The sequence below is a fragment of the Pseudomonas sp. MS01C9 genome, from assembly GCF_058202755.1.
On the sequence record NZ_CM177073.1, the window covers coordinates 4,457,601 to 4,478,205 of the forward strand.

The following is a 20,605-nucleotide window of genomic DNA, read 5'->3' on the forward strand; positions in this document are numbered from 1 at the left end:
CCGTGGATTTCAGGGGACATGCCCTAAGGCTTGGACAGCGCCTGGTCTACCGCCGCGATCAGCTTCCCCAGGTCCTTTGGCGTGGCTTTGTGGATGACGCCGAACAGGTAGGCGCGTTGTTCGTCTTCGTCGTTCATATCGACAAAAAATGCCTTGAGCTGTACGTCCAGCGCCTTGGCAAGCAGGATCAGCGCTTCGACGCTGGGGGTGTAGGTGCCGGTTTCGAAACGGCTGATGGTTTTGGGGTCAAAGCCGGTCTTTTCGCCCAGTTCAGCCTGAGTCAGCCCCGCTACTTTGCGATAGCGTCTGATGGCCGCCCCCAAGCTCGAAATTCGCATCGCTCAATTCCCATTTAGAATCAAGAACTTAACGATAGATTTTTGCATTAGGCAACCGCATGTTCCATCACTTTGCTTTGCAAAATGTGATGTGTTTCGTAGAATCGGCCTTTGGCACGGGTATTTGGTGACCTGCATCAGACACCGGGATGCGCGAAAAACACAGCGCTTGCGTTTATTGTCGCGACAAACGGTAGAGGCTTGACCCCAATCGCCGGCACGGCCCGCGCTCCAACTCATTTCGAGGTGTTCGAAGCGAGTTGGCTGTTTCGTCTGCCCAGCCATGACTCATGGATGACTGCTTCGATGGATAAGAAGTACCGCAGAGCCGTTGACGCAGCCGCGATTTTCTCCGAAACCGATTTGAACGGGCGTATCACCTACGTCAACGATCAGTTCTGTCTTCTCTTTGGCTACCGGCGCGATGAACTGCTGGGCGAAAATCATCGCCTGCTCAACTCCGGACAGCACCCTGGCGAGTTCTTCAGCGCCATGTGGCGCACCATTGCCTTGGGCCAGATCTGGAAAGGCGAGATCTGCAACCGGGCCAAGGACGGAACCTTGCATTGGGTCGACACCACCCTGGTACCGGTGGCCGACGATACGACAGGGCGGATCGAGCGTTACCTGGCGATTCGTTTCGATGTCAGCGAGAAGCGTCGGCAACTGCATTCCCTGCAATGGCGGGTCGGACACGATGTGCTGACCGGGCTGCCCAATCGCACCTACCTGTCGGACTTGTTGAATCAGTCCCTGGCCTTTTCCCGGGCGGAAAACCTGCCCCTGGCGATATGCATGCTCGACCTCGACGGCTTCAAGGCCGTCAATGATGGTCATGGCCACGCCAGTGGCGACCGGCTGCTGGTGGAGGTGGCCAGGCGGCTGCGCAGTATCGTGCGTGGCGAGGACGTGGTGGCGCGGCTGGCCGGGGATGAGTTCGTACTGGTGCTGCGTCATGTGCGTGGGATGGATGAGCTGCATGGCGCCTTGAACCGGGTGCTGATCGCCGTCTCCGCGCCCTACGTGATCGATGGCAAGAGTATCAAGGTGTTCGCCAGCATCGGTGTCACGCTGTACCCGTGGGACGACGAGGATGCCGAAACCTTGCTGCGCCACGCCGACCAGGCCATGTACGTGGCCAAGCAGAGCGGTCGCAATCGTTTCCATCTGTTCGATGTGTCCCGGGACAGGGAGGTACAGGCCACGTACCAGTCCGTCGAGCGAGTCCGGCAGGCATTGGTGGACGACGAGTTGCGGCTGCATTTCCAGCCCAAGGTCAATATGCGCGATGGCTGCGTGGTCGGTCTCGAGGCGCTGCTGCGCTGGAAACATCCGCAACGTGGACTGGTGCCGCCCCGGGAGTTCCTGCCCCTGGTGGAAGAAACCGACCTGATCGTCGACATCGGCGAATGGGTCATGGAGCAGGTCATGACCCAGTTGCAGCAATGGCAGCAGGCGGGGCAGTGTTGGCCGGTGAGCATCAACATCTCGGCGCGACACTTCCAGCGCGCGGATTTCGTGGAGCGCCTGCGGCAGGTGCTGGAACGACACCCGACGGTGTCGCCGCGCATGCTGGACCTGCAGATCGTCGAATCCGTCGCGGTGGAAAACCTGGCCCACGTCAGCGACTGTCTCCAGGCCTGCCAGGCCTTGGGCGTGGTGTTTTCCCTGGGAGGCTTCGGAACGGGCCACTGTTCCCTCAATGACCTCAAGCACCTGCGCACCCAGACCATCAAGATCGACAAGACCTTTGTCCGCGACATCCTGGAGGACCGGGACGACCTGGCCCTGACCCGCGCCGTGATCGGTCTGGCTCAGGCATTCGGGCGCCAGGTGGTGGCCGAGGGGTTGGACAGCCTGGAACATGGGCAATTGTTGCTGCGGCTGGGGTGTGAAGTGGCTCAAGGGTATTTCATTGCCCGACCCATGCCCCCCGAGCAGATACCAGGGTGGGTAAGGGGCTTTGTTCCACCGCCGCAGTGGAAGCAACGGCCCGGCATTCAGGGCGACTCGGTCTCTGCCTGCGATGCGGCGTTGCGGCCGGTATAGAGCCGGATGATGGCGTCGATTTCCCCCGACGCTTTCATTTTTTCCAGGGTGCGCAGAATGCGTTGTGTCGCAAGACCGGGATCGTTACGCAGGTAGCAGCCCAGCTGTTGTTCCTGGAGAACAGCCACCTCGTGCAGTTGACGGTCAGCCCCATGCCGTTGATTGAACCAGTCCAGTGCCCATTGATTGCTCACGCCATAGCGATAGCGACCGGCAAGCAGCTTGGCCAGCACCTGCTCCTGGCTACGCGCATCGTCGCGCCGCAAGTGGCCGCTGTCGAACAGCGGCTGCAAGGTCGGGTACGTATAGCCCAGCACCGTGCCGATCGGTTGTGGTGCCAGTGCCGCCGGCGACAGTTGCGTGGACACGCTGGTGGTGCCGATCAGCAGGTCGCGCTGGAAGAACAGCGGGACGCTCCATAGATAATTGCCGTTGCCATCCACCCAGTCGGGGCTGACATAACAGCGCATATCGACTTCGCCATTCTGCATGGCCGAGTCGAGCCTGGCCCGAGACAGCACGTGGAACTCGGCCGGCATGCCTGCCTGGGTCGCCAGGCTGGTCATGATGTCGGGCATGATGCCCTGGGTCGGACGGCCCCGTTCGATCTGTACCATGGGCATGGCCCAGCCGTCGGTGACGGCAAATCGCAAGGGCGTTTCGGCGGCCAGACAACCCGTACTCAACAACAGCAAAGCCCCCATGGCCCCGTGCATACGCTCTCCTGATCCCGCGAATCCTGTCGACAACCGAGTCATGATCCACAGCTTAGTCAGATTAGGCGAGCGCACCGGATGCAATTTCGCCCCTGCTCCGCTAGCATTAGCCGCTTCTGTTCCTTCGTTGCGACGGTTTTCGATGAGTTATCAGGTTCTTGCACGTAAATGGCGTCCGCGCTCGTTCCGCGAAATGGTCGGCCAGACCCATGTGCTCAAGGCTCTGATCAATGCCTTGGACAGCCAGCGGCTGCACCACGCCTACCTGTTCACGGGGACGCGGGGCGTGGGCAAGACCACCATTGCGCGGATCATCGCCAAGTGCCTGAACTGCGAAACCGGCATCACTTCCACGCCCTGTGGCGAATGTTCGGTCTGTCGCGAGATCGACGAGGGCCGTTTCGTCGACCTCATCGAGATCGACGCCGCCAGTCGCACCAAGGTCGAAGACACCCGCGAACTGCTCGACAACGTGCAGTACGCCCCGAGCCGTGGGCGCTTCAAGGTCTACCTGATCGACGAAGTGCACATGCTCTCCAGCCATTCCTTCAATGCGCTGCTCAAGACGCTTGAGGAGCCGCCGCCCTACGTCAAGTTCATCCTGGCGACCACCGACCCGCAGAAACTTCCCGCGACAATTTTGTCCCGTTGCCTGCAGTTCTCCCTCAAGAACATGACGCCGGAGCGGGTCGTCGAGCACCTCACCCATGTGCTGGGTGTCGAGAACGTGCCGTTCGAAGACGACGCATTGTGGCTGCTGGGGCGCGCCGCCGACGGTTCGATGCGTGACGCCATGAGCCTCACCGACCAGGCCATTGCCTTTGGCGAAGGCAAGGTGATGGCCGCCGACGTGCGGGCCATGCTCGGTACCCTGGACCATGGCCAGGTCTATGACGTGCTGCATGCGCTGATCGAAGGCGACGCGAAGGCGTTGCTCGAAGCCGTGCGTCACCTGGCCGAGCAAGGCCCGGACTGGAATGGCGTGCTGTCGGAAATCCTCAACGTATTGCACCGTGTCGCCATCGCCCAGGCCTTGCCTGAAGGTGTCGACAATGGCCATGGCGACCGTGATCGGGTATTGGCCCTGGCCCAGGCCTTGCCAGCCGAAGACGTGCAGTTCTATTACCAGATGGGCCTCATCGGCCGTCGCGACCTGCCTTTGGCGCCGGATCCGCGAGGCGGCTTCGAAATGGTGCTGTTGCGAATGCTGGCGTTCCGGCCCGCCGATACGGCGGACGCGCCGAGGCCGGTGCTAAAGCCAGTGGGGATCAGCCAGGCCACAGCTGATTCCACCAGGCCAGTGGCTGCCGCGCCTGTTGTTGCGCCGGCAGTGGTTTCTGCCCCGGCTACGGTAGCAGCCATTGCGCAACCGGCCCCGACACCTGTTGTCGCGGCTGCGCAGCCTGTGCCCGAACCAGAGCCAGCTCCCGAACCGGTTGCCGAAGCAGTCATCGACCTGCCCTGGAACGATCCGGTGGAGCCTGAGATCGTCCAGCCGCCTGCCCGGCAGCCTGTGCTGGATACCACAGCCCAGCAGCCCGAGCTGCCGCCGCTCCCCATGCCGACCCCGGACAGTGTGGTGCCCGACGCCCCCGAGTGGGTCGCGGCCCCCATGCCGGAGCCGACGGCGGCCGAGGTCGATCTCGCCACCCCTGGCACTGACCTGGACGACGAGCCTCCGCTGGATGAAGACTACATCGAGCCGGACCTGGACTCGGCCTACAGCTATCTGGACGACCTGGCCAGCGAGCATGCCCGCGAGCCGACGCCCGAACCCGAGCCGGAACCTGCCGCGATGCCGGCCACCGGGCTGGCCCTGCAATGGCTGGAGCTGTTTGCGAAACTGCCGATTTCCGGCATGACCGGCAGTATCGCCGCCAACTGCACGCTGATTTCCGTGGAAGGCGACCATTGGCTGCTGCACCTGGATCCGGCCCACAGTGCGCTGTTCAACGCGACCCAGCAGCGTCGCCTCAACGATGCGCTGAACCAGTATCATCAGCGCACCCTGACCCTGAGCATCGAGCTGATCAAGCCCGAGCAGGAAACCCCGGCCCAGGCGGCGGCACGACGCCGTGCCGACCGTCAGCGCGAGGCCGAGGAGTCGATCCACAACGATCCGTTCATCCAGCAGATGATGCAACAGTTCGGCGCCGTGGTCCGTCACGATACTATCGAACCTGTCGAGGCCCCGGTCAGCCAGGGCTCATAACTGAAAGCGCCGGACCGGACGGTTCGGGCGCGGTATCTATCCAAGTACTTTCGAGGTGATTCCCATGATGAAAGGTGGCATGGCCGGCCTGATGAAGCAGGCACAGCAGATGCAGGAAAAAATGGCCAAGATGCAGGAAGAGCTGGCCAACGCCGAAGTCACCGGCAAATCCGGCGGTGACATGGTGACCGTGGTCATGACCGGTCGCCACGACATCAAGCGCGTCAGCATCGATCCAAGCGTGGTCGAAGGCCTGAGCGAAGACGACAAGGAAATGCTTGAGGCCCTGTTCGCCGCCGCCGTCAACGACGCGGTGCGCAAGATCGAAGCCAACAGCCAGGAAAAGATGTCCGGCATGACCGCCGGCATGCAACTGCCACCGGGCATGAAGCTGCCGTTCTGATTCGCGATCCCGACGGGGATGGGCTACACACAATGCCAGGCACCGCGCCTGGCATTTTTGTGTCCGCTTCAGAAATTCCTGGCGTCGCGGGCCGAGCGCACAAACATCGAACGCTGCCCCTTGGGCAGTGGTCTGCTGCCTATGCACGCCCATCCACGATCAAGGAGACGTTTCCATGTCACAGGCATCGATAACCAACCAGCGCATCGTTCTTGCTTCCCGTCCCAAGGGGGCGCCCGTCCCGGAGAATTTCCGCATCGAGCAGGTGACATTACCGGACCTGGCAGAAGGGCAGGTCCTGCTCAAGACACTGTTCCTGTCCCTGGACCCCTACATGCGCGGGCGAATGAGCGACGCACCGTCCTATGCCGCGCCCGTGCAGATCGATGAAGTGATGACCGGCGGGGCCGTCAGTCGCGTGGAGCGCTCCCTGCATCCGAAATTCCAGGAAGGCGACCTGGTGGTGGGGGTAACGGGCTGGCAGAGCCACAGCATCAGTGACGGCCGCAACATCATCCCCATTCCCTCCGGGCTGCCCAGCCCGTCGATGGCCCTGGGTGTGCTGGGCATGCCGGGCATGACCGCCTACATGGGGTTGATGGACATCGGCCAGCCCCGGGCCGGGGAAACCCTGGTCGTGGCGGCGGCCTCGGGCGCCGTCGGCTCGGTGGTCGGCCAGGTGGCGAAGATCAAGGGGCTGCGGGTGGTAGGCGTGGCCGGCGGCAGCGAGAAATGCAGATACGTGGTGGAGGAGCTGGGGTTCGATGCCTGCGTCGATCATAAACGCGCGGATTTTGCCGAGGAGCTGGCCCGGACCTGTGACAAGGGGATCGACATCTATTATGAAAATGTCGGCGGCAAGGTTTTCGATGCCGTGGTGCCACTGCTCAATGCCAAGGCGCGCATTCCACTCTGCGGGCTGATCGCTTCCTACAATGATCAACAGGCCCCGGACGGTCCCGACCGCCTGCCGCTCCTGCAGCGCACCTTGCTGACCAAGCGGGTGCGGATGCAAGGGTTTATCGTGTTCGACGACTACGGCGACCGGCAGCCGGAATTTCTCAGTGCCATGGCACCCTGGGTCCGGGACGGCAAGGTGAGGTTCCGCGAAGACGTGGTCGATGGCCTCGAGAACGCACCGCAGGCGTTTATCGGCCTGTTGGAGGGACGCAATTTCGGCAAGCTGGTAGTGCGGGTGGCACAGGATTGAGTATTTGACGCTAATCGGAGGCGCGGGTATAAACCGCGTCTCGTTGTCATGTCGGATATTTCCTCAATGAGCTTCAGCCCTTTGATTCGCCAACTGATCGATGCCCTGCGAACCTTGCCGGGCGTGGGTCAGAAAACGGCCCAGCGCATGGCGTTGCAGTTGCTCGAGCGTGATCGCAGCGGCGGCTCACGCCTGGCCCAGGCCTTGAGCCAGGCCATGGAAGGGGTAGGGCATTGCCGCCAGTGCCGGACCCTCACCGAAGACGACCTGTGCCCCCAATGCGCCGACCCGCGGCGGGACGACAGCCTGTTGTGCGTCGTGGAAGGGCCGATGGACGTGTACGCGGTGGAGCAGACCGGGTTTCGTGGGCGTTATTTCGTGCTCAAGGGGCATCTGTCGCCCCTCGACGGCCTGGGGCCGGAAGCCATCGGCATTCCTGAGCTGATGGCGCGCATCGAAGAGGCCGGCACCTTCAAGGAAGTGATCCTGGCCACCAACCCGACAGTGGAGGGCGAAGCCACCGCGCACTACATCGCCCAGCTGCTGAGCAACAAAGGCCTGGTCGCCTCACGCATCGCCCATGGCGTGCCGCTGGGTGGGGAGCTGGAGCTGGTGGACGGCGGGACGCTGGCGCATTCGTTTGCCGGTCGCAAGCCGATCGCGTTGTAACCGCTACACAGTATCTGTGGGAGCGAGCCTGCTCGCGATAGCGGTGGATCAGCCAACCTCCATGCGACTGATAAACCGCCATCGCGAGCAAGCTCGCTCCCACAGGTTCGATGGTTGCCTGCCCGTTATTTTTCGCTGAGGGAGAACTGCGTCAGGCAGAAGGTGGGGATGCCCATGTCTTCCAGGCGCTGGGAACCGAGCAGTTCCGGCAGGTCGATGATCGCGGCGGCTTCATGGACCTTGGCGCCCATGCGACGGATCAGGTTGGCGGCGGCGATCAGCGTGCCGCCGGTGGCGATCAGGTCATCGAACATCACCACCGAATCACCCTCGCACAGGCTGTCGGCGTGCACTTCAAGGAAGGCTTCGCCGTATTCGGTCTGGTAACCCTCGGCCAGCACATCGGCTGGCAGCTTGCCTTGCTTGCGAAACAGCACCAATGGCTTGTTCAACTGGTAGGCCAGGATCGAGCCGATCAGGAAGCCCCGGGCATCCATCGCGCCGATGTGGGTGAAGTCGGCTTCGACATAGCGGTGGGCGAAGCTGTCCATGACCAGCCGCAGGGCGGTGGGGGACTGGAACAGTGGGGTGATGTCGCGAAAGATCACGCCGGGCTTGGGGAAATCGATTACGGGGCGGATCAGGGATTTGATGTCGAAGGAGTCGAAGACCATCGTCGAGGTGTCCTGGCAAGGCTGCAAACGCGGCAGTATAGCGCGGCCGAGGGAAACCCTCAGCCGCTCGCATTCATCAGCCGTCGATCGAGCCGCCGGCCAGGGCGCAGAGCTGGATCGGGTCGAGGATGTGGATTTCCTTGCCTTCGGCGGCGATCAGTTCGTTCTGCTGGAAGCGGGTGAATACCCGCGACACGGTTTCCACGGCCAGGCCCAGGTAGTTGCCGATTTCGTTGCGCGACATGCTCAGGCGGAACTGGTTGGCGGAGAAGCCCCGGGCACGGAAGCGCGCGGAGAGGTTGACCAGGAAGGTGGCGATGCGCTCGTCGGCGGTCTTTTTCGAGAGCAGCAGCATCATTTGCTGATCGTCGCGGATCTCGCGGCTCATCACCCGCATCAGTTGGCGACGCAGCTGTGGCAGTTGCAGCGCCAGTTCGTCGAGGCGTTCGAACGGAATCTCGCAGACCGAGGTGGTTTCCAGCGCCTGGGCCGAGACCGGATGGCTTTCGGTGTCCATGCCTGACAGGCCCACCAGCTCGCTGGGCAGGTGGAAACCGGTGAGCTGCTCCTCGCCGCTGTCACTGAGGTTGAACGTCTTCAAGGCGCCCGATCGCACGGCGTACACGGAGTCGAACGTGTCGCCCTGGCGGAACAGGAACTCACCTTTCTTCAAGGGGCGGCCCCGCTTGACGATTTCGTCCAGCGCGTCCATGTCCTCCAGATTCAGAGAAAGTGGCAGGCATAGAGGGGCCAGGCTGCAATCCTTGCAATGGGCCTGGTTGTGTGCGCGCAATTTGACGGGCTCGGACATTTCTTTAATCCTTGTGGGAAAAACACACATCAGCCGTAAGGGTAACCCAGCTCAGGCAACCCGGCCAGTGCGCTTTCGTCGTCAAATTGTCGCGCTCAGATCACGCGGGAGAAGCGCTGGCGATTTTGCTGCTCCAGATAGGCGTCGAACACCATGCACACCGAGCGCACCAGCAGGCGCCCGGCGGGCAGGACCCTGATGTGTTCGCTGTCGAGCTCGATCAGGCCATCGTCGGCCATGACTTGCAGGGATGGCCACACCGAGGCGAAGTACTCGACGAAATCGATGTCGAAGGCTCGCTCGATCTCGGCGAATTCCAGGTTGAAATGGCAGATCAACTGCTGGATCACCGCCCGCCGCAGGCGGTCGTCGGCGGTGCAGAGCAGGCCGCGACTGGTCGCCAGTTGGCCGTCGGCCAGGGTGTTCTGGTACTGGTTCAAATCGCTGTTGTTCTGGCAGTACAGGTCGCCGATCTGGCTGATGGCCGACACGCCGAGGCCGATCAGGTCGCAGTGGCCATGGGTGGTGTAGCCCTGGAAATTGCGTTGCAGGGTGGCCTCTTCCTGGGCGATCGCCAGGTCGTCGTCGGGCAGGGCGAAGTGGTCCATGCCAATGTAGCGGTAACCGGCGGCGGTCAGCTGTTCGATGGTGCCTTGCAGCATGGCCAGCTTTTGCACGGGGCTCGGCAGGTCCTGGCTGTCGATGCGCCGCTGGGGCATGAAGCGCTCCGGCAGATGGGCATAATTGAACACCGACAGGCGATCGGGCTGCAGCTGGATGACCTCCTGTACGGTGCGGGCAAAGTTTTCCGGGGTCTGTTTGGGCAGGCCGTAGATCAGGTCGATGTTGATCGAGCGAAATTGCAAGGTGCGGGCCGCCTCGATCACGGCGCGGGTTTCATCCAGGCTTTGCAGGCGATTGACGGCCCGCTGCACGGCAGGGTCGAGGTCCTGCACGCCGATGCTGACCCGGTTGAATCCCAGTTCCCGCAACAGGCCCATGGTGGACCAGTCGGCTTCCCGTGGATCGATCTCGATGCCGTAGTCGCCGGAATCGTCGTCCTGCAGATTCAGGTGCTTGCGCAGCTTGGCCATCAACTGGCGCAACTCGTCATGGCTGAGGAACGTTGGCGTGCCGCCGCCCAGGTGCAACTGTTCCACGCGCTGGGTCGGGTCCAGATGGCAACCGATCAGCTGGATTTCCTGTTCTAGGCGCTGCAGGTAGGCGTGGGCACGGCCCCGGTCCTTGGTGATGACTTTGTTGCAGGCGCAGTAGTAGCAGATGTTCGCGCAGAACGGCACGTGCACGTACAGCGACAGTGGCCGCAATGCCTTGCGGCTCTCGCGCAGGGCGTGGAGCAGGTCGAAGGTCCCCACCTGGCTGGTGAATTGCGCCGCGGTCGGGTACGAGGTGTAGCGAGGCCCCGCCAGGTCATAGCGGCGGATCAGGTCTGGGTCCCAACGAATGGCGTCGAGCATGCGGGCGTTCCCCGGATAAACTGGCATGGGGCGAGTCTAGGGATGCCAGCGGGGGAGCGTCTTGATTTGCATCAACGGGCGTCGACTGTGGGCAGGGGCGTGGTGAGTGTACGAGCGAGCCTGCGAGGGATGACGGTTGCCGATCAGTGCCCCATGAGCCAATGCTGGTGCGGCCCCGGCAGGGTCCAGAGGCCGAAGACCATCACCAGCAGCCCGCCGGCCACGCGCACGCTGCGCTTGCGCAACAGCGCCGTGACGCGCTCTGCCGCCAGGCCCGTGGCGAGCAGTACTGGCCAGGTGCCGAGGCCGAAGGCAAGCATCAAGAGCGCGCTGTCCAGCGCGTTGCCCTGGCTCGCCGACCACAACAGGGTGCTGTAGACCAGGCCGCACGGCAGCCAGCCCCATAACGCGCCCAGCAGCAGGGCCCGAGGCAGGCTCGAAACAGGGAGCAAGCGATTGGCGACGGGCTGGATGAGCCGCCACAGCCCGCGACCGACGCTTTCGATACGGGTCAGGCCGCTCCACCAGCCCGCCAGGTACAGGCCCATGGCGATCAGCAGCAAGCCGGCCAGGACCCGCAGGATCATCGCCGCTGCGCTGTTGGCGACAGCCCAGCCGGCCAGGCCGATCAGCAGTCCGGCGGTGGCATAGCTCAGGATCCGTCCCAGGTTGTACGCCAGCAGCAGCCGCAAGCGCCGGCTGCGCTGTTCCTTGGGAATCGCCAGGGTCAGGGCGCCCATGAGGCCGCCGCACATACCCAGGCAGTGCCCACCGCCCAACAGGCCGAGAATGACCGCCGAGACCAGTTGCGGCGCCAGCTCAAGCATGAGGAGGGGCCTTGTCGTCCGGTTCGCGGGGTTGACCGTCGGCCTCGTCCACCGCGGCCTTGTGGTTCGGGTCCTGGTCGTCGAACAGGATGCTGTGGGCCGGGCCGTCGAGGTCGTCGTACTGCCCGCTGTCCACGGCCCAGAAGAAGATGTAGACGGCGATGGCGACGATCAGCAGTGCCGCCGGGATCATCACATACAGAGCTGGCATTGTCGGAACTCCATGCCCGCGCGGCTCAGGCCGGCAGCGGGCGGGTGTCGGGGGTGGTGGCGCAAACGGGCGCCCGGGGCTGGCGAGTCAGCCTCAGCGCATTCAACACCACGGTCAACGAACTGATGGACATACCGACCGCCGCCCAAACCGGTGTGATCCAGCCGAGGGCGGCGAACGGCAGCATGAGGCCATTGTACAGCGCGGCCCACGCCAGGTTCTCGATAATCACCCGGCGGGTGCGGCGGGCCAGGGCGAAGGCGTGGACCAGGGCGTCGAGGCGGTTGGACAGGAGCACCGCGTCGGCGCTGGTCTTGGCCAGGTCGGTGGCCGAGCCCATGGCGACGCTGATGTCCGCGGCCGCCAGCACCGGCACGTCGTTCACGCCGTCGCCGAGCATCAGTACCTTGTGACCCTGCTGGTGCAACTGCTGCAGCACCGCCAGTTTGTCGTCCGGGCGCAGGCCACCCCGGGCCTCGTCGATGCCCAGTTCGGCCGCCACGCCGGCCACCATCGGCGAGCTGTCGCCCGACAGCAGCAGCGTACGCCAGCCGCGCGCCTTGCAGGCCGCCAGCAGTGCCGGGGCATCGGCGCGTAGCCGATCGTCCAGGACAAACCACGCCTGCGGCCCGTCGGTATCGCCCAGCAGCAGCCATTGACCGGGTTCGTCTGGCATCGATGGAACGGTGGCGCCGCTCAACTCACAAACGAAGCCGGGGTGGCCGATGCGCAGGCGTCGTTCGGCCACCCATCCCTCCAGGCCCAGCCCCGGGGTGCTTTGCACTTGCTCGGCGGCCAGGGGCGCACGCCCGAAGGCGCGGGCGATGGGATGCTCGGAGCGGTTTTCCAGGGCTGCGGCCAAGCCCAGGCACTGGTCGCTGTCCAGGGCGGCCAGCGGACGAATGGCACGCAAGGCCAGGCGACCTTCGGTGAGGGTGCCGGTCTTGTCGAAAATCACCGTATCGATCTGATTCAATCCCTCCAGCACATGCCCGCGGGTCAACAGCAGCCCGAGCTTGTGCAGGGAGCCGGTGGCGGCCGTGAGGGCGGTGGGGGTCGCCAGGGACAATGCGCAAGGGCAAGTGGCGACCAGCATCGCCAGGACGATCCAGAATGCCCTGGACGCATCCAGCTGCCACCACAACAGGCCGATGGCGGCCACGGCGATCAGGGAAAACAGCAGGAACCACTGGGCGGCGCGGTCGGCGATTTCCGCCAGGCGCGGTTTTTCGGCCTGGGCTCGTTCCAGCAGGCGCACGATGGCCGACAACCGAGTGTCTTGTCCCAGGGCCAGTACTTCGACCGTCAGCGCTCCTTCGACGTTGAGCGTGCCGGCAGTGACTGCATCGCCCGCCTGGCGAGGCTGGGGCAGGTATTCGCCGGTCAGCAGCGACTCGTCGACACTGGACTGGCCGTCGAGGATCCGGCCATCGGCCGGCAGGGTCGCGCCGGGCTGTACCAGTACCCGGTCGCCGACGCGCAACTCGCTGAGCAGGATGCGTTCACTCTGGCCGTTGTCTTCCAGGCGCAGGCACGACGCGGGCAACAGGTTGACCAGTTGCGCGGTGGCGGCGGCGGTACGTTCCCGGGCCCGGCGCTCCAGGTATCGGCCGGCCAGCAGGAACAGGGCGAACATGCCCACGGCGTCGAAATACAGTTCTCCCGTACCGGTGATGGAGGTCCAGATTCCGGCGACATAGGCACTGCCGATGGCCAGGGACACGGAAACGTCCATGGTCAGGTGGCGGGTGCGCAGGTCACGCATCGCGCCCTTGAAGAAAGGCGCGCAGCTGTAGAACACGATCGGGGTGGTGAGGAACAGCGCGACCCAGCGCAGGATGGTGTGCATCTCGGGGCTCAGGTCGATGTTGAATTCCGGCCAGGTGGCCATGGTCGCCATCATGGCCTGGAACCACAGCAATCCGGCCACGCCGAGCTGACGCAGGGCCAGGCGGTTCTGTGCAGCGAGCTGTTCGCTGGCCTGGTCGGCGTGGTACGGGTGGGCGGCGTAGCCGATGCGGCGCAATTCGGCGAGCAGCGTGCTCAGGGGCAAGCGAGCGTCGGCCCAGCGTACATGCAGGCGATGGTTGGAGAGGTTCAAGCGCGCCTCGGCCACGTCCGGCAGGCTGCGCAGCTGTTTCTCGATCAGCCAGCCGCAGGCGGCGCAACTGATGCCCTCCATCAGCAGGGTGGCTTGCGCCAGTTCGCCCTCGTGGCGCACAAAGGATTGCTGGACATCGGGACGGTCATACAGGGCCAGTTCGTCGGTCAACTGGGTGGGCAGGGTCTCGGGGTTGGCCGAGGCCTCGCTGCGATGCTGATAATAACTCTCCAGGCCGCCTGCCACGATGGCCTGGGCCACCGCCTGGCAGCCCGGGCAGCACAGCTCGCGGGTTTCACCCAGGACAACGGCGGTAAAGCGACTGCCAGGAGGCACGGGCAGGGCGCAGTGGTAGCAGGGCTGTGGAGTGGTCATGGTTGTCGCATGAAAGCCTTTTGTGGCGAGGGAGCTTGCTCCCGCTCGGCGACGAGCCGCCGTTGTCAGAGAACGCAATATGCCTGAAAGGGGCGCCGGACCAAACACAGGGCCGCTTAGCGGCCCAATGGGAGCAACTCCTTGGCCACAGGAAAAGCGGCTTATTTGTGCAAGTCTTCAGCGCCTTGCAGCGGCTCGTCACCGAGCAAGACGTCCTGGTCATGGTTGATCTGTTCTTCCTCGAACAGACGCCAGGTCTTGCCGTTCTCCATGCCCAGCAGTTCCACGAAGCGCCGGCCTTCGATCTTGTCCGTCAACTGTCCGACATACCGTCCGGGCTCGCTGTCGTTGCGGGTCAGGACGACCTTGCGGTCCTTCTCCGGCTGGGTCGGCGAAATCAGGCTCAGTTCCAGGGTCTGGGGCCGGCTGTTGCCGCTCAGGCGCAGGTTCACTTCGCCGGTGACGTCATCGAGCTGCACATTGGCATGCAACTGCAGGGTCTGGCCCAGCAGCTCGCGCTCCAGGGAGCGGTTGATGCCCTTGCCGGCTTCGTAGTAGTTGTCGTTCACCAGGTTGTCCGGGTTGTTCACCGCGATGGTCACCATGGACAGGCTCAGCACCACCGAGCAGGTCAGGATGCCGATGATGATCCAGGGCCAGAGGTGTTTGTACCAAGGGCTGGAGGCAGTTGCTGCAGGCATGTCATTTCTCTCAACGAGTTTGTGGGCCGATGAACCGGCTCTTGGCTTCAACATGAACGCTGTCGTCATCGGCATCCTTGAGGATGAAAGTCACCTCATTGGTGCTGGACGGCAGTTGATCCGGCGCGCTGGACAGTTCAACCGGCTGGCTGAAGATGTCGCCGGCCGCGACCTTGATTTCCCGCCGGCCCTGAAGCTTGAGGTCAGGCAGGCCGGTGGCTTCCAGCACATAGGTGTGATCGCGCTGGTCCTTGTTCATGATTTTCAGGCTGTAGACGTTTTCGATCCGGCCTTCAGCGTTCTCGCGGTACAGCACGCGGTCCTTGCTGACGTCGAAGCCCACCAGCGAACGCATGAAGAACGCGGTTACCAGCAGGCTGATCATGGTCAGCAGGACCAGGGCATAGCCGATCAGGCGCGGACGCAGTTTATGGGTTTTCTGCCCCGACAGGTTGTGTTCGGTGGTGTAGCTGATCAGGCCGCGGGGGTAGTCCATCTTGTCCATGATGTTGTCGCAGGCGTCGATGCAGGCGGCACAGCCGATGCACTCGATCTGCAGGCCGTCGCGGATATCGATACCGGTGGGGCAGACCTGGACGCACATGGTGCAGTCGATGCAGTCCCCCAGGCCGAGGGCCTTGTAGTCGATGCCTTTCTTGCGCGGGCCACGGCTTTCGCCGCGACGCGGATCGTAGGACACGATCAGGGTGTCCTTGTCGAACATCACACTCTGGAAGCGGGCATAGGGGCACATGTAGATGCACACCTGCTCGCGCAGCCAACCGGCGTTGCCATAGGTGGCGAGGGTGAAGAAGCCGACCCAGAAATACGACCAGCCGTCGGCCTGGCCGGTGAAGAATTCGAAGACCAGTTCGCGAATGGGGGTGAAGTAGCCGACGAAGGTCATGCCGGTGACGAAGCCGATCAGCAGCCACAGGCTGTGCTTGGCGAACTTGCGCAGGAATTTGTTGGCGCTCATGGGCGCCTTGTCCAGCTTGATGCGCTGGTTGCGGTCGCCTTCGGTGACTTTTTCACACCACATGAAGATCCAGGTCCACACGCTCTGCGGACAGGTATAGCCACACCAGATCCGCCCTGCATAGACCGTGATGAAGAACAGGCCGAAGGCCGCGATGATCAGCAGTCCCGACAGCAGGATGAAGTCCTGGGGCCAGAAGGTCGCGCCGAAGATGAAGAACTTGCGTTCCGGCAGGTTCCACCAGACGGCCTGGTGGCCACCCCAGTTCAGCCAGACCGTACCGAAATACAGCAGGAACAGTAATGCGCCGCCGACCATCCGCAGGTTGCGGAACAGGCCGGTGAAGGCACGCGTGTAGATCTTTTCCCGAGAGGCATAAAGGTCGACGGTTTTGTTCGCGTCCTTGGCAGGCGGGGTGACGTCATGTACCGGAATCTGGTTACTCATCGAATGCATCCCACGGCAGTGGAAAAGTGCCGAGGCCAGTACGTGCCGACCACGGTCAGAAAGGGCGTTGCAATGGCGCAATGATACGCCTGTCGCTTCAGGCCACGGGTGCGACCTTTGGTCGCGTTGGGCGTCTGCATAGAATGGTGTAGCGGATGTAACAAGTCATGACCCAGATCAATTGACTATTGTAGGAGCTGCCGTCTCAAGCGGCTGGACTGGATGACCATGGGTTGAGCACCGCGACGCCGTTGTTATGAAAATCACTCACGTTGCGGGTGACTAAGGTCAGTCCGTGGACCAATGCAGTGGCAGCAATCAGTGCATCGCATTCATTGCTGCGATCCGGAACGTGCAGGCGAGCGCAGCGCAGCGCGACAGCGCGGTCGACCGCCAGGATTCTTCCGGCGAATGCGGGCATGACATGGTTGTCCAGCCATTCGCGCAGGCGGCTGCCTTGTACCGGGTCCCTGCGTTCGAAGCGCAACACGCCGGTTTCCAATTCCAATACGGTAATCGCCGAGAGGTAAAGGCTAGGGGCGGGCACGCCACGCGCCCAGGCCTGTACGTTCTTATCGGCTTGAGGCTTGCGCAGTTCCGAGATGACGTTAGTGTCGAGCAGATACATCAGGACAGGTCCACCGGTCGAGGAGAGATGACGGCACGTTCGATATCGAAATCGATATCCGGTGTGTCGGGCATGACCAGCAACTCGACAATGCTGGTGCCAACGCCGGTCAGTTTCTGGTACTCCTCAATGCTTAGCAGCACGTGGGCCGGCTTGCCACGGTCGGTGATGATGACCGGCCCCTGGCGGGTGGCTTTTTTGGCACCACTTGTGTCGTGGTTGAATTCGCGGCTGGAAATAGTGGTGATGGACATGGCGGCGTCCTCAATAGAACTGAATGTAGGCACGTTACTACCGCTGCTGATTGCGGGCAAGATAAAACCATTTCGTCCTGTCGCACCGGCAAACAAAAAGGCCCCGTCAACGCTGGTTGACGGGGCCTTCGGTACATCAGGCGTTAGCTTTACTGGGCGTCGGCCGCAGGTGCTTTCTCGCCGTGAGACAGGCTGTAGACATAGGCAGCCAGCAAGTGGACCTTGTCGTTGCCTTGCAGGTCGGCCTGGGCCGGCATCTGGCCCTGGCGGCCGTAACGGATGGTCTGCTGCAGCTGGGCGAAACTCGAACCGTAGATGAAGCCGGCTGGATGCGTCAGGTCAGGCGCGCCCATGGCAGGCGTGCCTTTGCCGGCCGGGCCGTGACAGGCCACGCAGTTGGCCGCGAACAGTTTCTGGCCGTTGGCCGGATCGGCCTTGGCACCTTCCGGCAGCTTGCGACCGTGCAGGCTGGTCACTACGTAGGAGGCCACGTCGGCTACGCCTTGCTCGCCCACCACGGCAGCCCAACCCGGCATGACCGCGTGACGACCGCCCATGATGGTGGTCTTGATGGTTTCCGGTTCACCGCCCCAGCGCCAGTCGGCGTCGGTCAGGTTGGGGAAGCCATAGGCGCCCTTGGCGTCGGAGCCGTGGCAGACCGAGCAGTTGGAGGCGAACAGGCGGCCACCCATCTTCAGGGCTTGCGGGTCCTTGGCGACTTCTTCGATGGGCATGGATGCGAATTTGGCGAAGATCGGACCGAACTTGGCGTCCGAACGAGCCATTTCCTTTTCCCATTCGTGCACGCCGGTCCAGCCGGTTTGGCCATTGGCGAAAGGGGTCTGCTTTTCGGTGTCCAGGTAGTTATAGCCCGGCAGCAGGCCTTTCCAGTTGCCCAGGCCCGGGTAGAGCACCAGGTAACCGAGGGCGAACACGATGGTGCCCACGAACAGCATGAACCACCACTTTGGCAGAGGGTTGTCATATTCCTCGATGCCATCGAACGAGTGGCCAACGGTCTCGTCCGTTTGTTCGGCGCGCTGGCCCTTGCGGGTCGACAGCAGCAGCCAGGTCAGGGAGAAGATGGTTCCCAGACTGAGGACTGTGACGTACAGACTCCAGAACGTAGTCATTCTTTGTTACTCCTAGAAGCTTGCTCGACGTGCTTGATGGCTTCGGGATCATCCGCGAACGGCAGCAAGGTCGCGTCGTCAAACTCCGACTTGCGCTTGGGGCTGAACACCCACAGGGCCAGACCGATAAAGGCCACCATCACGACGACGGTGCCCAGGCCACGAATCATCCCGATATCCATCTAAATCACCGTTTGCTTTTGATGATGGTGCCCAGGCCTTGCAGATAGGCCACCAGCGCGTCCATTTCAGTCTTGCCCTTCACGGCATCCCTGGCACCGGCGATGTCTTCGTCGGTGTAAGGAACGCCCAGGCTGCGCAGGACTTCCATTTTTTTCGCGGTGTCTTTGCCGTCGAGCTTGTTTTCTACGAGGAACGGGTAGGCCGGCATTTTCGACTCCGGCACCACGTTGCGCGGGTTGTACAGGTGCGCACGCTGCCAATCGTCGGAGTAGCGACCGCCAACACGGGCCAGGTCCGGACCGGTGCGCTTGGAGCCCCACAGGAACGGGTGGTCCCAGACGCTTTCGCCGGCGACCGAGTAGTGGCCGTAGCGTTCGGTCTCGGCGCGGAACGGACGGATCATCTGCGAATGGCAGCCGACACAGCCGTTGGCGATATAGACGTCGCGGCCTTCCAGTTCAAGGGCGGTGCGCGGCTTCATGCCTTCGACCGGCTTGTTGGTCACGTCCTGGAAAAACAGCGGAACGATCTGGGTCAGGCCGCCGACGCTGACGGCGATGACCATGAAGAAGGCCAGCAGGCCGATATTCTTCTCTACTGCTTCGTGCTTCATCAGTGAGCTCCAACTACGGCGATCTTGGCGGCGGCTTCAGCTTCAGCCGGGTCAGAAGCACGAACGGTGCGGTACACGTTGTAGGCCATGAGCAGCATGCCGCTGGCGAAGAACGCGCCGCCCAGGGCACGCACGATGAAACCAGGGTGACTGGCTTGCAGCGCCTCGACGAACGAGTAGGTCAGGGTGCCGTCATCGTTGATTGCACGCCACATCAGGCCCTGGGTGATGCCGTTGACCCACATCGAGGCGATGTAGAGCACGGTACCGATGGTCGCGAGCCAGAAATGCGCGTTGATCAGGCCGGTGCTGTGCATCTGCGCACGACCGAACAGTTTCGGGATCATGTGGTAGATGGCGCCGATGGAGATCATCGCTACCCAGCCGAGGGCGCCGGCGTGTACGTGGCCGATGGTCCAGTCGGTGTAGTGGGAGAGGGAGTTGACGGTCTTGATCGCCATCATCGGGCCTTCGAAGGTCGACATGCCGTAGAACGCCAGGGACACCACCAGGAACCGCAGGATCGGGTCGGTACGCAGCTTATGCCAGGCGCCGGAGAGGGTCATCATGCCGTTGATCATGCCGCCCCAGCTTGGTGCCAGCAGGATGATCGACATCGCCATGCCCAGGGACTGGGCCCAGTCCGGCAGCGCGGTGTAGTGCAGGTGGTGCGGACCGGCCCAGATGTACAGGGTGATCAGCGCCCAGAAGTGCACGATGGACAGGCGATAGGAGTAGATCGGACGCTCGGCCTGCTTCGGCACGAAGTAGTACATCATCCCCAAGAAGCCGGTGGTCAGGAAGAAGCCCACGGCGTTGTGGCCGTACCACCACTGGATCATCGCGTCGGTCGCGCCCGAGTAGGCCGAGTACGACTTGAACAGGCTGACCGGCAACGACATGTGGTTGACGATGTGCAGCATGGCCGTCACGACGATGAAGGCACCGTAGAACCAGTTGCCCACATAGATGTGCTTGGTCTTGCGCTTGACGATGGTGCCGAAGAACACCAGACCGTAGGTCACCCAGACGATGGCCAGCAGGATAGCCAGGGGCCATTCCAGTTCGGCGTATTCCTTGGTGGTGGTGAAACCCATTGGCAGGGTCACGATCGCGCCGACGATCACCGCTTGCCAACCCCAGAAGGTGAAGGCGGCGAGGCTGTCGGAAATCAGTCGCGTTTGGCAGGTTCGCTGCACGACGTAGTAGGAAGTGGCAAACAATGCACAACCACCGAAGGCGAAGATCACCAGGTTGGTGTGCAGTGGGCGCAGGCGTCCAAACGTCGTCCATGGCAGATCGAAGTTCAACTCCGGCCAGACCAGTTGCGAGGCGATGAAGACACCGAGCCCCATGCCAAGGATCCCCCAGACCACCGTCATGATGGCGAACTGGCGGACTACCTTATAGTTATAAGCAGTCGGACTGATTGCTGTGCTCATTCTAAGGTTCCACGGTTTGGGTGTTTTATTAGGATAAAAATCGGCCGCAGTATGGAGAAAGCAGGGGGTCATTGCAACGCGCCATGACCTGGGTCAATGCTTTCCAACGCTGATTCTGCGGCCTTTCCATGTATTGCGTAGGGACAAAATC

General features: G+C 62.7%; 21 protein-coding genes. 5 read left to right on the forward strand and 16 right to left on the reverse strand.

Translation table 11 applies throughout. From position 1 onward, the window contains the following. Window positions 1-23: 23 nt before the first annotated feature. On the reverse strand, window positions 24-338 hold the full coding sequence (locus AC1M7R_RS20260) for a helix-turn-helix domain-containing protein (protein ID WP_072389072.1): 315 nt from the start codon (window positions 336-338) through the stop codon (window positions 24-26). Window positions 339-644: 306 nt separating this feature from the next. Here AC1M7R_RS20260 and AC1M7R_RS20265 point away from each other — a divergent pair, with 306 nt between their 5' ends. After that, the gene (locus AC1M7R_RS20265) at window positions 645-2,387 is read left to right on the forward strand and encodes a putative bifunctional diguanylate cyclase/phosphodiesterase (RefSeq protein WP_072430342.1); all 1,743 of its coding nucleotides are present in this window, start codon (window positions 645-647) and stop codon (window positions 2,385-2,387) included. Here AC1M7R_RS20265 and AC1M7R_RS20270 read toward each other — a convergent pair. Continuing rightward, window positions 2,339-3,103 (reverse strand): substrate-binding periplasmic protein, encoded by a 765-nt coding sequence (locus AC1M7R_RS20270; RefSeq protein ID WP_072389070.1) that lies wholly within the window; start codon window positions 3,101-3,103, stop codon window positions 2,339-2,341. The two genes, AC1M7R_RS20265 and AC1M7R_RS20270, sit on opposite strands and share 49 nt — an antisense overlap. Before the next feature lie 142 nt (window positions 3,104-3,245). Here AC1M7R_RS20270 and dnaX point away from each other — a divergent pair, with 142 nt between their 5' ends. From dnaX to recR, 4 genes are all read left to right on the forward strand, one after another. Continuing rightward, window positions 3,246-5,315: a DNA polymerase III subunit gamma/tau gene (gene dnaX, locus AC1M7R_RS20275; RefSeq protein ID WP_072389069.1), complete on the forward strand. Its 2,070-nt coding sequence runs from the start codon at window positions 3,246-3,248 to the stop codon at window positions 5,313-5,315. 64 nt (window positions 5,316-5,379) lie between these two features. Further along, entirely contained in the window at window positions 5,380-5,718 is a 339-nt protein-coding gene (locus AC1M7R_RS20280) for a YbaB/EbfC family nucleoid-associated protein (RefSeq protein ID WP_053153324.1), read from the forward strand. 175 nt (window positions 5,719-5,893) lie between these two features. After that, a complete protein-coding gene (locus tag AC1M7R_RS20285; protein WP_072389067.1) occupies window positions 5,894-6,928 on the forward strand; it encodes an NADPH-dependent curcumin/dihydrocurcumin reductase in 1,035 nt (344 codons plus the stop codon). Between the two features lie 66 nt (window positions 6,929-6,994). Beyond that, window positions 6,995-7,597, forward strand: a complete 603-nt coding sequence (gene recR / locus AC1M7R_RS20290) for a recombination mediator RecR (protein ID WP_072389065.1) — start codon at window positions 6,995-6,997, stop codon at window positions 7,595-7,597. A gap of 125 nt (window positions 7,598-7,722) precedes the next feature. Here recR and AC1M7R_RS20295 read toward each other — a convergent pair whose 3' ends face one another. The 14 genes from AC1M7R_RS20295 to ccoN form a co-directional block, all read right to left on the reverse strand. After that, on the reverse strand, window positions 7,723-8,271 hold the full coding sequence (locus AC1M7R_RS20295) for an adenine phosphoribosyltransferase (protein ID WP_072389063.1): 549 nt from the start codon (window positions 8,269-8,271) through the stop codon (window positions 7,723-7,725). A gap of 76 nt (window positions 8,272-8,347) precedes the next feature. Then, window positions 8,348-9,082 (reverse strand): fumarate/nitrate reduction transcriptional regulator Fnr, encoded by a 735-nt coding sequence (fnr, locus tag AC1M7R_RS20300; RefSeq protein ID WP_072389061.1) that lies wholly within the window; start codon window positions 9,080-9,082, stop codon window positions 8,348-8,350. 95 nt (window positions 9,083-9,177) lie between these two features. Beyond that, complete coding sequence (gene hemN, locus AC1M7R_RS20305; protein ID WP_072430344.1) at window positions 9,178-10,560, reverse strand: oxygen-independent coproporphyrinogen III oxidase; 1,383 nt, start codon at window positions 10,558-10,560, stop codon at window positions 9,178-9,180. Window positions 10,561-10,703: 143 nt separating this feature from the next. After that, a complete protein-coding gene (locus AC1M7R_RS20310) occupies window positions 10,704-11,387 on the reverse strand; it encodes a sulfite exporter TauE/SafE family protein (protein ID WP_072389057.1) in 684 nt (227 codons plus the stop codon). Then, entirely contained in the window at window positions 11,380-11,598 is a 219-nt protein-coding gene (gene ccoS, locus AC1M7R_RS20315; RefSeq protein WP_053158784.1) for a cbb3-type cytochrome oxidase assembly protein CcoS, read from the reverse strand. The genes AC1M7R_RS20310 and ccoS overlap by 8 nt, the downstream gene beginning before the upstream one ends. 25 nt (window positions 11,599-11,623) lie before the next feature. Then, entirely contained in the window at window positions 11,624-14,074 is a 2,451-nt protein-coding gene (locus tag AC1M7R_RS20320; RefSeq protein WP_072389055.1) for a heavy metal translocating P-type ATPase, read from the reverse strand. A gap of 161 nt (window positions 14,075-14,235) precedes the next feature. After that, entirely contained in the window at window positions 14,236-14,775 is a 540-nt protein-coding gene (locus AC1M7R_RS20325) for a FixH family protein (protein WP_072389052.1), read from the reverse strand. A gap of 10 nt (window positions 14,776-14,785) precedes the next feature. Then, window positions 14,786-16,201 carry a cytochrome c oxidase accessory protein CcoG gene (ccoG, locus tag AC1M7R_RS20330; protein WP_072389050.1) on the reverse strand — a complete coding sequence of 472 codons (1,416 nt, stop codon included), beginning with the start codon at window positions 16,199-16,201 and terminating at the stop codon, window positions 14,786-14,788. Window positions 16,202-16,406: 205 nt separating this feature from the next. Continuing rightward, window positions 16,407-16,829 (reverse strand): type II toxin-antitoxin system VapC family toxin, encoded by a 423-nt coding sequence (locus tag AC1M7R_RS20335; RefSeq protein WP_072389048.1) that lies wholly within the window; start codon window positions 16,827-16,829, stop codon window positions 16,407-16,409. Continuing rightward, entirely contained in the window at window positions 16,829-17,083 is a 255-nt protein-coding gene (locus tag AC1M7R_RS20340) for a type II toxin-antitoxin system Phd/YefM family antitoxin (protein WP_072389046.1), read from the reverse strand. The genes AC1M7R_RS20335 and AC1M7R_RS20340 overlap by 1 nt, the downstream gene beginning before the upstream one ends. Window positions 17,084-17,232: 149 nt before the next feature. Continuing rightward, window positions 17,233-18,216 (reverse strand): cytochrome-c oxidase, cbb3-type subunit III, encoded by a 984-nt coding sequence (gene ccoP / locus AC1M7R_RS20345; RefSeq protein ID WP_053158766.1) that lies wholly within the window; start codon window positions 18,214-18,216, stop codon window positions 17,233-17,235. Next, window positions 18,213-18,398, reverse strand: coding sequence for a CcoQ/FixQ family Cbb3-type cytochrome c oxidase assembly chaperone (locus AC1M7R_RS20350; protein ID WP_003183474.1), 186 nt, complete (start codon window positions 18,396-18,398; stop codon window positions 18,213-18,215). The genes ccoP and AC1M7R_RS20350 overlap by 4 nt, the downstream gene beginning before the upstream one ends. A 5-nt stretch (window positions 18,399-18,403) precedes the next feature. Continuing rightward, window positions 18,404-19,012 (reverse strand): cytochrome-c oxidase, cbb3-type subunit II, encoded by a 609-nt coding sequence (gene ccoO, locus AC1M7R_RS20355; protein WP_053158763.1) that lies wholly within the window; start codon window positions 19,010-19,012, stop codon window positions 18,404-18,406. After that, a complete protein-coding gene (ccoN, locus tag AC1M7R_RS20360) occupies window positions 19,012-20,454 on the reverse strand; it encodes a cytochrome-c oxidase, cbb3-type subunit I (protein WP_053158760.1) in 1,443 nt (480 codons plus the stop codon). The genes ccoO and ccoN overlap by 1 nt, the downstream gene beginning before the upstream one ends. Window positions 20,455-20,605: the final 151 nt, after the last annotated feature.